Origin of the sequence: Lentzea sp. NPDC058436, assembly GCF_042721515.1 — a bacterium.
GTDB lineage: Bacteria > Actinomycetota > Actinomycetes > Mycobacteriales > Pseudonocardiaceae > Lentzea.
This window is the reverse complement of the sequence record NZ_JBHXLF010000003.1, coordinates 182818-197976: the sequence shown is the minus strand read 5'-3', so window position 1 is coordinate 197976 and position 15159 is coordinate 182818. Positions and strand designations below refer to the sequence as shown.

The following is a 15159-nucleotide window of genomic DNA, read 5'->3' as shown; positions in this document are numbered from 1 at the left end:
GGAGTGCGGGCCTTTCGCGTCAGGTCAGTTGGCCTCGATCTTGTCGATGCCGCACACCGTCCACTTGCTGCCTTCCTTCGACAGCTTGTAGATGATGCTGCCCGTCGAGGTCTTGCCGGGGTTGGCGGGATCGACGAGCCCGCTGAGCCTCTGCCGGAACGTGCCGGTGCTGCCCGACGTCCTGACCTCCGTCACGGTGGCCGCCGCGCCGGGCTGAGCCTGCCCGGACTGCGCCTTGAGCTTGGGGAACTCCGCCGTGCACACCAGGTCCTTGATGTCGTTCGGGTCGCTGTTGCCCGCGCGAACACCCTTCAGGACCCGGTCGGTGAACTCCTCCGCGACGTCCTTGGCGGCGCTGTCACCGCCGCTCGACGGGCTCTTCGACGACGGCGGCGCCGGCTTCGTGCTGCCGTCCGACGGGTCCGGATCCGAACTCGTGGCCGTCGGCGCGGCGCTGGTGCTGTTGGAGTCGCCGCCGGAGAGCAGGACCGCCGCCGTGACGCCACCGCCGACCAGGACCAGCACGCCGATGACGACACCGATGATCACGCCGGTGTTGCTCTTCTTCGGCGGGGGACCACCGAAGCCGGGCTGTCCGTAAGGCTGCTGGCCGTAGGGCTGCTGGCCGTACGGACCAGGCTGGCCGTACGGCTGCTGCTGGAAGCCACCGCTCGGCGGTGCCTGCTGGCCGTACGGGCCCTGCTGGAAGCCACCGCTGGGCGGACCCTGCTGTCCGAACGGGTCCTGCTGCGGCTGGCCGTACCCCGGCGGCGGCTGCTGCTGCCCGTAACCGGGCTGCTGGCCCTGTCCGGGAGGCGGCTGCTGCCCGTAGGGCCCCGGCTGCTGCGGCGGGTAGGTCATGGAACGTCCCCCGATGGTGATGAACGGATCCGGAGGTGACGGGTCACCTGGTGGTCGGGATCTTGATGTCCTTGGTGAGCGTGCAGAACTTCCAGTCGCCCGAGATCTTCTTGAACTTGACCTCGGTGTCGACGCTGGAGTTCTGCCCGCCGAGCGACGTCGAGACGTTGATCTTGACCATCGCCTCGTCGCCCGAGACGGTCACGTCGTTGACCTTCACCGCGGGCTTCAGCTGCTTGGCGAGGTCCTCCGCCTGCTTGCGCTGCTCGGGCGTGAGGCTCTCCAGCTTCTTCTCCGCCTCCTTGGCCTCGTCGAGGACCTCCTGGCAGGCCATGGACTTGGCCTTGGCGGTGTCACCCGAGACGCCGGCCGCGTAGTACTCCTCCGCGACCTTCTTGACCTCGGCGGCCTCGTCGGAGCCGCCCGAGTTCGAAGACGAGCTGCCGGAGCTGTTGCCGGTGAGCAGGACGGCCGCGGTGATGCCACCGCCGACGAGCACCAGCACGCCGATGACGACGCCGATGATCAGACCGGTGTTGCTCTTCTTCGGGGGCGGGGGACCGCCGAACCCGCCGGGCTGGCCGTACGGCTGCTGGCCGTGGGGGCCGGGCTGTCCGTAGCCGGGCGGCGGTGGCTGCTGGCCGTACGGGCCCTGCTGGAAGCCGCCGCCGGGCGGTCCCTGGTGTCCGTAGGGGTTCTGCTGCGGCTGGCCGTACCCCGGTGGTGGCTGCTGGCCGTAACCGGGCTGCTGGCCCTCGCCCGGCTGCTGCCCGTACGGCCCCGGCTGCTGTGGCGGATAGGTCATGGGAGTCCCCCGAAGCGAAAGAAGAGAACCGGCTGACGACTACCTGGTCGTCGGGATCTTGACGTCCTTCCTCAGGATGCAGACCTTCCAGTCTCCCGAAACCTTCTTGAACTTCACGTCGGAGTCCAGGGTCTGGGTCTGGCCGCCGTACTCGCCGCTGAGGGTGAGCGTCACGGTCGCCTCGTCGCCGGAGATCTTCGAGCTCTTGTACGTCATCTTCGGCACCGGCAGCTTCTTGGCCTCCTCGGCCAGCTTCCGCTGCTCCGGGGTCAGCCTCTTCTCGGCCTCGGCCGCCTCGTCGAGCATCTCCTGGCAGGCCATCGACTTGGCCTTGCTCTCGTTCTTGGAGGTCGCCACGGCGATGTACTCGTCGACGGCCTTCTTGAGGTCGGCCTCGTCGTCACCCGAACCGGATTCCGACGCCGAGTTGCTGGAACTGCTGCTCGAACTGTTGCCGGAGAGCAGCACGGCCGCCGTGACGCCGCCGCCGACCAGGACCAGCACGCCGATGACGACGCCGACGATCAGGCCGGTGTTGCTCTTCTTGGGCGGCGGACCGCCGAACCCGCCGGGCTGGCCGTACGGACCGGGCTGACCGTACGGCTGCTGGCCGTAGGGGCCGGGCTGGCCGTAGGGCTGCTGGCCGTACTGGCCCTGCTGCTGGAAGCCGCCGCTGGGCGGGCCCTGCTGGCCGAACGGGTCCTGCTGCGGCTGGCCGTACTGACCGGGCTGCTGGCCGTACCCGGGAGGCGGCTGCTGCCCGTAGCCGGGCTGGGGCTGGCCGTGACCCGGCTGCTGCGGCGGCTGCTGCCCGTACGGCCCGCCGGGCGGCGGCTGCTGCCCGTAGGGACCGGGCTGCTGCGGCGGGTAGGTCATCGAAACTCCCCCGATGTGGATGAGGCGGTCTTTCGCTGGACATTGTCGTACTTCGCCCTGTGACTCGCGGGCGAATGGTGCCTATCGACACGCACGAGTGGTTATGCACACGCCCTGAGTGGCGATCTGGGCGCGCGAAGGCCGTGTCTGATAACGATTGTGGCAACTCCACCGGGAATCGAGTGCGATGCACTGCGCTGTCGGTGTGGTGAGCCGGTCGCGCCGGGAGAACCACCCGGTTGGCCGCACGCCCTCCGGTCGCACCGGAGGCCTGCTCGAACCGGGCCTCGGACGGGCACGAACGGAGTGGGTTGCGGTGCGTGACCACCGAACGGCTCAACCGCTGGTCCACCTGGTGGGACGGCGGCGGATCGCGGCCCGTCGCCGGGTCGTGAGCCGCACCAGGCGTGCACGTGATCACCCGAGTGTGGTCGCGGAGCGTGGGGGCCGGGTGCCCGCACAGGTGCTCCCATGACCCTCTCCTCGGACTTCTCGCAGGTCGTCTGGCGTGTCGCGGTGCGAAACGCCGATGGTGGTGTCTGGGACGCACCGTAGCGGTCGGACGGTCGGACCGAACACCGAGATGGAGCAGTCGAGCTCTCTTGGAGGCAGTGCCGTTGCGTCACACGAGCGAAGATGATGTTGTGAGTACCCCATTTTGTCGGTGATCGCCGGTACCGTAATCGGTACGAACACGGGAGGAGGGTGCCGACATGCAGCACGGTCATCCCGGCAGCCAACCCGATGAGGGTGGCGAGCTGAACCAGGGCAACAATTCTGCTGAGCTGACTGCGCAGATCAGGTTCCTCGAGGACGAGATCGCGTCGTTGCGTCGCAAGCTGACCGAGTCCCCGCGGCACACGCGGTTGCTCGAGCAGCGTCTGGCTGAGGCGACAGAGCGCGTCAGCCAGCTGACCGAGCGAAACACGAAGCTCATAGACACCCTCCGCGAAGCACGAAGCCAGCTGCTCGCGCTGCGTGAGGAAGTCGACCGGCTGGCGCAACCGCCCAGCGGGTACGGCGTCTTCATGGCGCGGTACGACGACGGCACAGTGGACGTCTTCACCTCAGGCCGCAGGATGCGGGTGGCCGTGTCCCCCGCGGTCGAGCCGGAGAAGATCGCCTACGGGCAGTCAGTGCGTCTCAACGAGGCGCTGACGGTCGTCGAGGCGGGCGGGTTCGAGCGTTCCGGCGAGGTCTGCGCGCTGCGGGAGGTGCTCACCGACGACGGTGATGACACCATCGCGCGTGCGCTGGTCGTCGGCCACGCGGACGAGGAGAGGGTGGTCTGGCTCGCCCAGCCGCTGCTCGACTCGCCGCTGAAGCCCGGCGACTCGTTGCTGGTCGATTCGAAGGCGGGTTTCGCCTACGAACGGGTCCCCAAGGCCGAGGTCGAGGACCTCGTGCTCGAGGAGGTCCCGGACATCGACTACAACGACATCGGTGGCCTCTCCCGGCAGATCGAGCAGATCCGCGACGCCGTGGAGCTGCCGTTCCTGCACGCCGACCTGTTCCGCGAGTACGAGCTGCGTCCTCCCAAGGGCGTGCTGCTCTACGGCCCTCCCGGCTGCGGCAAGACGCTCATCGCCAAGGCGGTGGCGAACTCGCTGGCCAAGAAGGTGCGGGAGATCCGCGGCGAGACCGACAAGCAGGCCAAGTCGTACTTCCTCAACATCAAGGGCCCCGAACTCCTCAACAAGTTCGTCGGTGAGACCGAGCGGCACATCCGCCTGATCTTCCAGCGGGCTCGTGAGAAGGCGTCCGACGGCACCCCCGTGATCGTGTTCTTCGACGAGATGGACTCGATCTTCCGCACCCGTGGTTCGGGTGTGTCGTCCGACGTCGAGACGACGATCGTGCCCCAGCTCCTCGCCGAGATCGACGGCGTCGAGGGCCTGGAGAACGTCATCGTCATCGGCGCCTCCAACCGCGAGGACATGATCGACCCGGCGATCCTCCGCCCGGGCCGGCTCGACGTGAAGATCAAGATCGAGCGGCCCGACGCCGAGGGCGCGAAGGACATCTTCAACAAGTACCTGACTCCGAACCTCCCGCTGCACGCCGACGACCTCGCCGAGTTCGGCGGGGACCCGAAGGCCTGCATCGAGGGCATGGTGCAGCACACCGTGGAGCGCATGTACGAGGAGTCCGAGGACAACCGGTTCCTGGAGGTCACCTACGCCAACGGTGACAAGGAGGTCCTGTACTTCCGGGACTTCAACTCCGGCGCCATGATCCAGAACATCGTCGACAGGGCCAAGAAGGCGGCGATCAAGTCGCTGCTCGACACGAAGCAGCCCGGACTCTCCGTCCGGCACCTGCAGGCGGCCATCCTCGACGAGTTCGCCGAGAACGAGGACCTGCCGAACACGACGAACCCGGACGACTGGGCTCGCATCTCGGGCAAGAAGGGCGAGCGGATCGTCTACATCCGCACGCTCGTCACCGGGAAGAACCAGGACACGGGTCGCGCGATCGACACGGCCACGAACACCGGCACGTACCTGTAGGACAGCTCGAAACCGAACCGCCCCGGTCGTTTCCCACGGCCGGGGCGGTTCCGCGTTCTAGACTCCCGTCCGGGGGTGGGACATGAGGGGCGTCTGGCACGTGCTGGGAGCGCTGGGGGTCGTCACCGCGCTGGCCTACGCCCACGACGTCGCGGACCCGGTGGCTCTCGCCGGAACGCCGGCACCGCTGTCTGCCGACTCGATGCGCGCCCTCGCCGACAACGGCTGCGAGCGGCCGCCCGGATACCGCGCCGACACCCTTCAGATGCTCATGGGGACGGTCGTGGAGGCGGGCGTCACCGCCGAGGAGTTCTTCCTCTGCTCCGTCGGCGACGGGGGAGCGACCTGGTCGACCGTCAAAGCCGGCGCGCCCGGAGCCGAGTACGTCAACGGCCGTGTGGGCCTGCTCCGGGACGACCAGAGCGTCGAGGTGGGGCGGGTCGCCCGGGAGGTCGCCGTCCTCGAGTTCGTGCTGCCCAGCGGCAAGGTCGTCAAGGCCGAGCTGTACGGCGAGGTCTTCCTCTGCGTCGTCCCGGAGAAGATCAGCTTCGTGCGGATCCGGGCCTACGACGCCGGTGGCCGTCTCCTGCGGGACGACGTGATCTAGCGGACCAGCCCCGACTCGTAGGCCGCGATCACGAGCTGGGCGCGGTCGCGGGCGTGCAGCTTCGCCAGCAGGTTCCCGATGTGCGTCTTCACCGTGCCGGTGCTGACGTGCAGCTCGGCCATGATCTCCGCGTTGGACAGCCCGTGGGCGATCAGCAGCAGGACCTCCTTCTCGCGTTCGGTCACCCGCTCCAGCCCGCGCACCACGGGAGAAGCCGGCTGCCGGACGAACTCCGAGATCAGCCGGCGCGTGACCGTCGGGGAGAGCAGTGACTCCCCGGACGCGACGACCCTGATGGCCGCCAGCAGGTCCGCGGGAGGCGTGTCCTTCAACAGGAATCCCGACGCACCGGCCCGCAACGCGCCGAAGACGTACTCGTCGAGGTCGAACGTGGTCAGCACGAGCACGCGCGGCCCGTCCAGCAGGCGCGTGGCCTCGATGCCGTCCATCTCGGGCATGCGGATGTCCATCAGCACGACGTCGGGCCGTGTGGAGGCAGCCAGCGCCACGGCTTCAACGCCCGTACCGGCCTCTCCCACGACGGTCAGGTCCGGTTCGTTGTCCACCAGCATGCGGAAGCTGGCGCGCAGCAACGCCTGGTCGTCGACGATCAGCACACTCGTCATCGGACCGGCAGCTCCGCGACGACCCGGAATCCGCCGCCCTCGCCCGGCCCGGCGCTGAACGTGCCGCCGTACACCGCCACGCGTTCGCGCATGCCGATCAACCCGTGCCCCACCCCGAGCTCCCTCACCCCTGGCCCGTCGTCCGCGACCTCGACGCGGACGGCTTCCGGTGTCACGTCCACCAGAACAGTGCACGAGGCGAGTGCCGCGTGCTTCACGACGTTCGTCAGCGCCTCCTGCACGATCCGGTACGCCGACAGCCCGATCCCTTCCGGCACAACGGCGTCCCCCTTCACCTCCAGCGCGACGCGCACGCCTGCCAGTGACGCGCGGTCGGCCAGGTCAGCGAGCCCGCCGAGGCCGGGGGACGGGGCGAGGTCGGCGTCCGAGCGCAGCACGCCCAAGAGCCCCCGCATCTCCGTCAGAGCCGCACGGCTCGTTTCCGAGATGACCTGCAACGCCTCGTAAGCGTGCTCGGGTGAACGCACGTGTGCGGCGTTCCCGGCCTGCACGGCGATCAGCGAAAGGTTGTGCGCCACCACGTCGTGCAGTTCGCGGGCGATGCGCAGGCGTTCGTCGGCGAGGGCCTGCTCGCCCTGCTGCGCCCTCTCGCGTTCGAAGTAGGACCGCCGCATCCGGGTCGTGTAGCCGATGACCCACACGGCGCTCATCGCGGCGAGCACGACCAGCACGTTCTCCGGTTCACCGCCGGAGATGCCGGCGATCACGGCCACCGCGAACGCGAGGGCGGCGAGCGACCACGTCCGGGACCTGTCGACGGCCACGGTGTAGAGCGCGAAGCACACGGCTCCGACCGGGGCGCCGAGGGCTTCGGTCGGCAGCACCTGTCCGATCACCACCGCCGCCGTGGCGACCGTGCTGACCACCAGTGCGGTCACGGGCCAGATCCGGCGGACCGTGACGGGCAACGCGACGAGGAGGGTGCCGGGGACGACGAGCCACCACGGCTTCTCCTGGTGCTCCACCATCGCGTAGCCCACCAGGACGCCGATCACCACCGCGGCGGTGGCGTCGACCAGGTAGAGGTGCAGTCGTGCGATCACGACGACGACGGTAACGAGCGTGCGTCCCGACCGCCTCGGACCACGGTCCGATTCCCGGGATCGGAGCAGGGGCCGATCCCTTTCCCGCACGAACAGCCGACTCTCTTCCGCATGATCGAGGTGCGGAACCTGACGAAGAGATACGGGGACACGACGGCGGTCCGGGACCTGTCGTTCACCGTCCACCCCGGACTGGTGACGGGCTTCCTCGGCCCGAACGGCGCCGGCAAGTCCACGACGATGCGGATGATCCTCGGCCTGGACCGGCCCACCGGCGGTGAGGCGCTGGTCGGCGGCAAGCGGTACGCGGACCTCGACCGGCCGTTGCGGCACGTCGGCGCGTTGCTCGACCCGGCGGCCGTGCACCACGGCCGCAAGGCGCTCGACCACCTGCGCTGGATCGCCGCGAGCAACGGGATCGGGCAGGCCCGCGCGGTCGCGCTGCTGGAGCAGGTCGGCCTGGGAGGCCTGCGGCACAGGCGGATCAGGGCGTTGTCGCTAGGCATGAAGCAACGGCTGGGAGTCGCGGCGGCGCTGCTGGGCGACCCCGAGGTGTTGATGTTCGACGAGCCGGTCAACGGGCTCGACCCCGAGGGCGTGCGGTGGATCCGCGACCTGATGCGCGGCCTCGCGAAGGAGGGGCGGACGGTCTTCGTCTCCAGCCACCTGATGAGCGAGATGGCGCTGACCGCCGACCACGTCGTGATCGTCGCAAGAGGACAGCTGGTCAAGGAGACGCCGATGGAGGCGTTGACCCGCAACGGCTCCCTGGAGGACGCCTACCTCGACCTGACCTCCGGGAGGGGACTGTGAAGAACGCGCTCGCCGCGGAGTGGCTGAAGCTCCGCACCGTCCGCGCGCCGTACGGCGTGGTGGCGGCGATCGGCTCGATGGTGGCCGCGGGCGCGCTCCTGTCGTGGCTGATGGTCCAGGACTACGACACGTCGCCGGCCGCCGAGCAGGCGACGTTCGCCTCGGCCGACGCCAGCGTGGTGATCACGCCGGTCGTGCAGTTCCTCGTCGCCGCGCTCGGTGCCCTGGTCGCGACCTCCGACCCGAGGCTCACCGCGCTGACCGCCGTGCCGGACCGCAAGCGCCTGCTGGCGGCCAAGACGGTGCTCGTCGCCACCGCGTCCGTGGTGCTCGGCGCCGCCGCCTTGGCGCTGAGCATCGGCACGAGCTGGTGGAACATGGGGGACCGGCCGCCGCCGATCGCGCCGTGGGACGGCATCGGCGACGTGCTGCCGTGGGCGGGCGCGGCCGTGCTGTCGATCCTGGTGACGGGCCTGACCGGCCTCGGGCTGGGGCTCGCGGTGAGGTCGACGGCCGTGACGATCGTGGTGGTGGGCGTGCTGCTGTGGGGTCTGCCGGCCATCACGCCGATGCTGCCCGAACCGTGGAACGTCGACGCGTCGGCGGTCATGGTGCCGTACCTGGTGTGGGAGGTCTCGGGCGTCGTCGAGGACCCGCCGCTGGGGCCGTTGGCCGCCATCGCAGTTTTGGGGATGTACGTACTGGTGACTCTGGGTACCGGAACCGTGTCGCTTCTGCGACGAGACGCTTGACTCGCTCTTGGGGTCGACCTATGGTCATCTATACCTTTAATCGGTAAGGAAACTTACCTAACAAATCCGCCGCCGGCAGTCCGAGAGGAGACGCTGTATGTCCTGGCAGAAGTCTGTGGTGGCGCTCGCCGCGGCACTCGTGCTCCCGTTGACCGGTGTGATGGCGGGCAGTTCCGTCGCCGACGCGCCCAAGGGCACCTTCGCCGCCGCCGCGCTGCCGCCGGGTTCGCCCGCGGCGGTCAACGGCCAGCTCAAGGTGTGCGGCGTCAAGCTGTGCAACAAGAACGGCAAGCAGATCCAGCTGCGCGGCATGAGCACGCACGGCATCCAGTGGTACTCCCAGTGCGTCAAGACCGCGTCGCTGGACGCGCTCGCCAACGACTGGAAGGCGGACGTCCTCCGCATCTCGATGTACATCCAGGAGGGCGGCTACGAGTCGAACCCTCGTAAGTTCACCGACATGGTGCACGGCTACATCGAGGAGGCGACGAAGCGCGGCCTGTACGCGCTCGTCGACTGGCACCAGCTCTCGCCGGGCGACCCGAACCACAACACCGCGCGCGCCAAGACGTTCTTCAAGGAGATCGCGCAGCGGCACAAGGACAAGACGAACATCATCTACGACATCGCCAACGAGCCGAACGGCGTGACGTGGGCGCGGGTCAAGTCCTACGCGGAGGCCGTCATCCCGACGATCCGCGCGGAGGACCCGGACAGCCTCGTGCTCGTCGGCACGCACGGCTGGTCGACGTTCGGCCTGTCCGACGGCCGCAACATCAACGAGGTCAGCCAGAACAAGGTCAACGCCGCGAACCTGATGTACACGTTCCACTTCTACGCGAAGGACCACCGCGACTCGTACCTCAACGCGTTGCGCACGGTCTCGAGCCAGGTGCCGGTCTTCGTCACCGAGTTCGGTTCGCAGGAGGCCTCCGGTGACGGTCCCAACGACTTCACCATGGCGAACAAGTTCATCGCGTTCATGAAGGAAGCGAAGATCTCGTGGACGAACTGGAACTTCTCCGACGACCACCGCACGGGCGCGGTGTTCAACGGCGGCACCTGCTCCGGCAGCAACTTCGCCGGTGAGGGTGTGCTGAAGGAGTCCGGCAAGTGGGTGCGCAACCACATCCGCACGGCTGACGACTTCTGATCGGTTCTGAACGACCCCGGCGGGTCAGGTGAGCGGCGGTCCTTCGGGGCCGCCGTTTACCTTTGACGGCATGGCTCAACTCGCGCTCGGTCTCGCCTCTCTCGGTCGTCCTCACTACATCAACCTCGGCCGTGAGAACGCGCTGCCGGCCGTGCGCGACGTCGAGTCCATGCGCGCGCAGTGCCACCGGGTGCTCGACACGGCCTACGAACTGGGTATCCGGTGGGTCGACGCGGCCCGGTCGTACGGGCTGTCGGAGGACTTCCTGTCGTCGTGGCTGCCCGGCCACGACGACGTGACGGTCTCCAGCAAGTGGGGTTACGCCTACACGGCGGACTGGCGGCCCGATGCCGAGGTGCACGAGGTCAAGGAGCACTCGCTCGCGCGGTTCACCCGGCAGTGGCAGGAGACCCGTGCGTTGCTGCCGCGGGTCGCGCTCTACCAGGTGCACTCGCTGACGGCCGACAGCCCGCTGTTCACCGACAGGGCGTTGCAGGATGCCATGGTGGAGATCGGTGTGCCGCTGGGGTTCTCGACGTCAGGGCCGCGGCAGGCCGACACCATCCGCAAGGCCCTGGACCTTGGCGTCTTCCGGTCCGTGCAGTCCACCTGGAACCTGCTGGAGACCTCGGCGGGGGAGGCGTTGCGGGAGGCGCACGACGCCGGGCTGCGGGTGATCGTCAAGGAGGGCGTGGCCAACGGGCGGCTCGTCGTGGAGCCCCCGCAAGCGGTTGCGGCACAGGCGGAAGCGCTCGGCGTCGGTCCGGACGCGGTCGCACTGGCGGCGATCGCGCGGCAGCCGTGGGTGGACGTCGTGCTGTCCGGGGCGGCGAGTCCCGCGCAGCTGCGGTCCAATGTGGAGGCACTGCGGATCGAGGTGGACCTGCCGGACCTGGCCGAGCCTGCCGAGCGGTACTGGAAAATCCGTTCCGGCCTCACCTGGAACTAGCTACCGTGGCGCCGTGAGCGACGCGCCCATCGAGGCTTTTGACCCTCCCTACTACGCCGCCATCTTCACCACCGTGCGCACTCAGGAGCAGACCGGCTACCGCGAGACCAACGCGCGCATGGAGGAGCTCGTGAAGGACATCCCGGGCTACCTCGGGATGGACCACGCGCAGAACCCCGGCGGGCTCGGCATCACCGTCGGGTACTTCCGCGACGAGGAGGCCCTCCGGCAGTGGCGGACGAACGCCGAGCACCAGTCGGCTCAGAAGCGCGGCCGGGCCGACTGGTACGAGAGCTACACGCTGCACATCGCGAAGGTGGAGCGCAGCCACGGGTTCCGGCGGCCCTAGAGCGTCGGCACCTGTGCCCGGTAGTGGTCGAGGTGCCCCTGGTTGGCGGCGTCCCCGCCGGGGAGGTTCGAGCTCTGCCAGAGCGGAACGGTGACGCCGGCGGCCTCCGCCTGCGTGGTCAGGCGCACCAGCAGCAGGTTCCACAGGTGGATGAAGCACAGGGTGGACAGGCCCGCGGTGATGCCGCTGGAACTGGGGAACACGGCGTCACCGGACGGGATTTCCGTGTCCAGCACGGCGTCGGCCACGTCGCCGAGCTTGGCGAACGACCGCGCCGGCGCGTTGTCCATGTGGGGCTTCGACACGACCGCGACGACGTAGGCGCCGCGCTCCTTCAGTTCGCGGGCGAGTTCGACGGGAACGGCGTTGATGCCCGAGTTCGAGAAGATCACGGCGACGTCGCCCGGCTGGACCCGGGCCTGCGCCGTCAGCGTCGCGGCCAGCCCAGGGACGCGTTCGAGCTGGGTGCTGGCCTGGGCGTTCTGCAGGGGCAGCAGCCCGGGGTGGAACACCGGGAGCACGCAGGCGAGCCCGCCGGCGCGGTAGAAGCTCTCCAGCACGGCGGCGAGGCCGTGCCCGGTGGCCGCGGTGTGCACCAGCCGGTCGGCGCGCACGACGCCGAGGAACCGGCCCGCCACCTCGTCGAGGGTGGTGGCGTTGTGCTCCTCGATCAGGCGGAGGTGCTCGCGCACCGCGGCGCCGTAGTCGCTGGCGAAGTCCATGGCTGCTCCTTGCTGGGGTGACGGCAGGTCGCAGCCTACGTGTGGTCTAGACCAAATTGAACCCCTGGTGCTTCAGCCACTCACGGCCGATCGCGCGGCCGTCCGGCACGAGTGGCCACTCGGGGTCCTCGATCCGGCCGCGCACCTCGGCCGCGTCCATCCAGCCGCCCCAGGCGACCTCCTCGGGCTGGTGGGTGAACGGGCCGTCGCTGCGCGTCTCGTAGACCCACGCGTGGTAGCGCGTCAGTTCGTCGACGTAGGTGGTCCTGAACAGAGGCGTCAGCGGGGTCTCGACGCCGAGCTCCTCGCGCAGTTCGCGGACGGCGGCCTCGTCCGGGGTCTCGCCCGCGTCGATCACGCCGCCCGCCGAGAAGTCGTACAGGCCGGGGAAGATGTCCTTGGTGTCCGTGCGGCGGTGCACGTAGATCCGTTCGCCGTCGGTCGAGAAGACCACGGTCAGGACGCAGCCGTGCCAGAGGTTCTCGGCGCGCATGCGTTCTCTGGTCACCTCGCCGATGACGTTCGCGTCGGCGTCGTAGAGGTTGATCATCCCGCTGTCCTCCTGTGGTCGTACGCGAGCTTGCTACCCCAGTCCGACGCCCGCTGATCGCCTTCCTTCCTACCTTCGGGTACGTCAGACGTCACCGAGGAGGATTCGTGTCCACTTCCCTGCGGCTCGGCGTCGCCGAGTTCCGCGCCCGGCCGGGCCGCGCGCTGCTGCCCGGCGTCGCGCTCGTCGTCGGCGTGGCCTGCCTGCTGGCCGCCCTGGTGCTGAGCGACGCGCTCACCAGGTCGGTCGACGAGGGCGCGCCCCTCACCCCGTCCACGGTGGGTCACGTGGTGGACACAAAGCCCGTCGAGTACGGCGCCGACGAGGCGAGCCGGGCGAAGCTCGACGACGCGTTGCTGGCCAAGCTCTCCGCCGTCGGCAGGGCGGTGCCGGTGCAGGTCGCGCAGGGCGACCTGCTGGACGCGAACGGCCGCGCGGGGGAGCACCGCGCCGAGGTGCACGTCCAGCAGCCCGACCTGGTGCGCTGGCCGCTGGCCGAGGGAAGGGCGCCGGCGGCGGACCGCGAGGTCGCCGTCGACAAGATCACCGCCTACGAACGCGGCCTGAAGCCCGGTGACAAGGTCCAGGTCGCCGCTGCCGACGGCAAGCCGATCGAGGTGACCGTCAGCGGGGTCATGAAGAAGGGCGGCCTCGACGCGCGGCCGGTTCTCGTGGCCGGTCCCGACCTGGCGCGCAAGCTCGACCCGCAGCCGTTCACCAAGGAGGTCTGGGTGATCGGCGGCGCTCGGGACGCCGTCGCGGCCGCGGCGGGCGCCTCCTACGTCGTGTGGGACCCGGCGCCGGACGCGGACAGCATCGGCAACGAGCTGACGTTCATCCTGCTGCCGTTCAGCGTGCTCGCGCTGGCCACGGCGGTGTTCGTCGCGGCGGCCACGTTCCGGGCGGTCTACGCGCAACGGCAGCGGCAGACGGCGTTGCTGCGGTGCATCGGCGCCCAGCGCGGGCCGTTGGTGCGCAGGAGCCTGTTCGAGGCGTTCGTGACGGGTGCGCTGGCGGGGGTCGCCGGCGCGTTGCTCGGCGGTCCGATGGCGTGGCTGCTGGCCAGGACGTTCGACGTCACCGGCATCTCCGTCCTGTTCGGCGCGGTGGAGCTCAGCCCGGAACTGCTGCCCTCGCTCGGCTACGTGATCCTCGGAGTCTGCGTCGCAGCGCTGTTGAGCGTCATCGCTGCTGTTCGTCCTGCGGTCAACGCCGCGCGCGTGTCGCCTCTCGCCGCGTTGCGTGACGCGGAGAGCGAGGTGCCGCCACGGTCCGTGCGTCGCCTTCGGCTCGTGTTCGGCGTGTTGTTCACCGGTGGCGCCGCGCTGCTCGCGATGGCAGCGATCGCGGCCAAGGGCACGTCCGCCGCTCCGCTCGCCGTCACGTTCTCCGCGATCGCCGCGGTGACCGGCCTGTTCTGGATCCTCGGCCCGGTCACGGTCCCGCTGATCGCGCGGCTGTTCGGCAGGATCGGAGGCACGCAGTGGAAGCTCGCCGGCGCCGAGGTGCGCAGGATGCCGCAGCGGTCGGCGTCGGTGGCGCTGCCGTTGCTGCTGGCCAGCTCGATGGTGACGTTCTTCCTGGTCGTGCTGGGCGGTGCGGAGGAGCTGACGTTCCAGTACGCCAACGAGGAGCGCCCGGACGCGACCGTGGTGGACACGGGCGAGCGGCCGCTGCCGGAGATCCCCGCGCAGCCCGGCGTGGCGGCCTCGGTGGTGCTGCACAAGACCGGGGACAGCGCCGCGAGCGTCGACCCCGAGCAGTTCAGGACGTGGCTCAAGGCGCAGAACGTGTCCGGCGCCGAGCAGCTCGTCGCGGGAACCGCGATCGTGCCGCCGCACTGGGAGGACCGGCCGTTCGTCGAGGCCGACGGCAAGCAGTACAAGGTGGTCGGCACCGTTCCCGGCAGCATCACGGGCTACACGCCGATCATCGCCGGTCCCACGACGGGACCGGCGGAGAAGGTGCTCGTCGCGTTGAAGTCCGGCGTCGACCCCGCCCAGTTCCGGTCGTCGCTGCAGGCCGCGCTGCCGAACAACCCGACCGTGATCGTGCGGACCGACGCGGACGAGCGGGCGGAGGCGGCCCGGTACATGCACCTCGGCACCGTGCTGATGATGGTGTTGCTCGGACTGTCCGTGGCGGTCGCCGTGACCGGTATCGGCACCGCGCTGACCATCTCCGTCCAGGAGCGCCGCAAGGAGCTCGCCCTCCGGCGCGCCTTGGGCGTCACTCAAGGCGGACTGCAGGGCGGGGTCATCGCTGAAGCGGTCATGCTGGCCCTCGTCGGGGTGATCGGGGGCGGTGTGCTCGGGTTCCTGTACGCGGAGGTCGCGTTCATGTCGCTCGGCATCCCGCTGACGCTGCCGGGGCTCAGGGTGGTGTTGCCGCTGGTCACGGGCGCGGCGATCGTCGTCCTGCTCGCCGTCGTCGCCGCGTTCGGGCCTTCTCGCGGTGCTTCGAGGATCCGACCTGCAGCCGGATTGGCATCCGGGTGAATAGGGTGTGGGGAGCTTCAACGC

At 69.5% G+C, this 15159-nt stretch carries 14 protein-coding genes and 1 pseudogene; 8 read left to right on the top strand and 7 right to left on the bottom strand.

Features of this window, described 5'->3' with window-relative positions:
• Positions 1 to 24 precede the first annotated feature (24 nt).
• From ACFWN2_RS14625 to ACFWN2_RS14615, 3 genes are read right to left on the bottom strand one after another with little or no spacing between them, the layout of a single operon-like run.
• Complete coding sequence (locus tag ACFWN2_RS14625; RefSeq protein WP_382427733.1) at positions 25 to 861, bottom strand: hypothetical protein; 837 nt, start codon at positions 859 to 861, stop codon at positions 25 to 27.
• A 43-nt stretch (positions 862 to 904) separates the two neighbouring features.
• On the bottom strand, positions 905 to 1666 hold the full coding sequence (locus tag ACFWN2_RS14620; protein WP_382427731.1) for a hypothetical protein: 762 nt from the start codon (positions 1664 to 1666) through the stop codon (positions 905 to 907).
• Positions 1667 to 1705: 39 nt separating this feature from the next.
• A complete protein-coding gene (locus tag ACFWN2_RS14615; RefSeq protein ID WP_382427729.1) occupies positions 1706 to 2542 on the bottom strand; it encodes a hypothetical protein in 837 nt (278 codons plus the stop codon).
• A 713-nt stretch (positions 2543 to 3255) separates the two neighbouring features.
• Here ACFWN2_RS14615 and arc point away from each other — a divergent pair.
• On the top strand, positions 3256 to 5052 hold the full coding sequence (arc, locus tag ACFWN2_RS14610; protein WP_382427727.1) for a proteasome ATPase: 1797 nt from the start codon (positions 3256 to 3258) through the stop codon (positions 5050 to 5052).
• Positions 5053 to 5134: 82 nt separating this feature from the next.
• Complete coding sequence (locus tag ACFWN2_RS14605; protein WP_382427725.1) at positions 5135 to 5659, top strand: hypothetical protein; 525 nt, start codon at positions 5135 to 5137, stop codon at positions 5657 to 5659.
• Here ACFWN2_RS14605 and ACFWN2_RS14600 read toward each other — a convergent pair.
• Together ACFWN2_RS14600 and ACFWN2_RS14595 are read right to left on the bottom strand one after the other, a co-directional pair.
• Positions 5656 to 6285 carry a response regulator gene (locus ACFWN2_RS14600; RefSeq protein WP_382427723.1) on the bottom strand — a complete coding sequence of 210 codons (630 nt, stop codon included), beginning with the start codon at positions 6283 to 6285 and terminating at the stop codon, positions 5656 to 5658. The two genes, ACFWN2_RS14605 and ACFWN2_RS14600, sit on opposite strands and share 4 nt — an antisense overlap.
• Positions 6282 to 7349, bottom strand: a complete 1068-nt coding sequence (locus tag ACFWN2_RS14595; protein ID WP_382427721.1) for a sensor histidine kinase — start codon at positions 7347 to 7349, stop codon at positions 6282 to 6284. The genes ACFWN2_RS14600 and ACFWN2_RS14595 overlap by 4 nt, the downstream gene beginning before the upstream one ends.
• A 111-nt stretch (positions 7350 to 7460) precedes the next feature.
• Between ACFWN2_RS14595 and ACFWN2_RS14590 the strand changes: the two are divergent.
• From ACFWN2_RS14590 to ACFWN2_RS14570, 5 genes and pseudogenes are all read left to right on the top strand, one after another.
• A pseudogene (locus ACFWN2_RS14590) lies at positions 7461 to 8102 on the top strand (ABC transporter ATP-binding protein); the annotation flags it as partial.
• 56 nt (positions 8103 to 8158) lie between these two features.
• Positions 8159 to 8914: an ABC transporter permease gene (locus tag ACFWN2_RS14585; protein WP_382427719.1), complete on the top strand. Its 756-nt coding sequence runs from the start codon at positions 8159 to 8161 to the stop codon at positions 8912 to 8914.
• A gap of 97 nt (positions 8915 to 9011) precedes the next feature.
• Positions 9012 to 10067: a glycoside hydrolase family 5 protein gene (locus tag ACFWN2_RS14580; protein ID WP_382427717.1), complete on the top strand. Its 1056-nt coding sequence runs from the start codon at positions 9012 to 9014 to the stop codon at positions 10065 to 10067.
• Between the two features lie 70 nt (positions 10068 to 10137).
• On the top strand, positions 10138 to 11016 hold the full coding sequence (locus tag ACFWN2_RS14575; RefSeq protein ID WP_382427715.1) for an aldo/keto reductase: 879 nt from the start codon (positions 10138 to 10140) through the stop codon (positions 11014 to 11016).
• A gap of 13 nt (positions 11017 to 11029) precedes the next feature.
• Positions 11030 to 11365: an antibiotic biosynthesis monooxygenase family protein gene (locus tag ACFWN2_RS14570; protein WP_382427713.1), complete on the top strand. Its 336-nt coding sequence runs from the start codon at positions 11030 to 11032 to the stop codon at positions 11363 to 11365.
• Here the strand turns inward: ACFWN2_RS14570 and ACFWN2_RS14565 are convergent.
• The gene (locus ACFWN2_RS14565; protein ID WP_382427711.1) at positions 11362 to 12087 is read right to left on the bottom strand and encodes a sugar isomerase domain-containing protein; all 726 of its coding nucleotides are present in this window, start codon (positions 12085 to 12087) and stop codon (positions 11362 to 11364) included. The genes ACFWN2_RS14570 and ACFWN2_RS14565 overlap by 4 nt on opposite strands.
• 46 nt (positions 12088 to 12133) lie before the next feature.
• The gene (locus ACFWN2_RS14560) at positions 12134 to 12637 is read right to left on the bottom strand and encodes an NUDIX domain-containing protein (RefSeq protein ID WP_382427709.1); all 504 of its coding nucleotides are present in this window, start codon (positions 12635 to 12637) and stop codon (positions 12134 to 12136) included.
• Between the two features lie 107 nt (positions 12638 to 12744).
• On the opposite strand from ACFWN2_RS14560, the gene ACFWN2_RS14555 reads away from it, so the two are divergent.
• The gene (locus ACFWN2_RS14555) at positions 12745 to 15135 is read left to right on the top strand and encodes an FtsX-like permease family protein (RefSeq protein WP_382427707.1); all 2391 of its coding nucleotides are present in this window, start codon (positions 12745 to 12747) and stop codon (positions 15133 to 15135) included.
• Positions 15136 to 15159 lie beyond the last annotated feature (24 nt).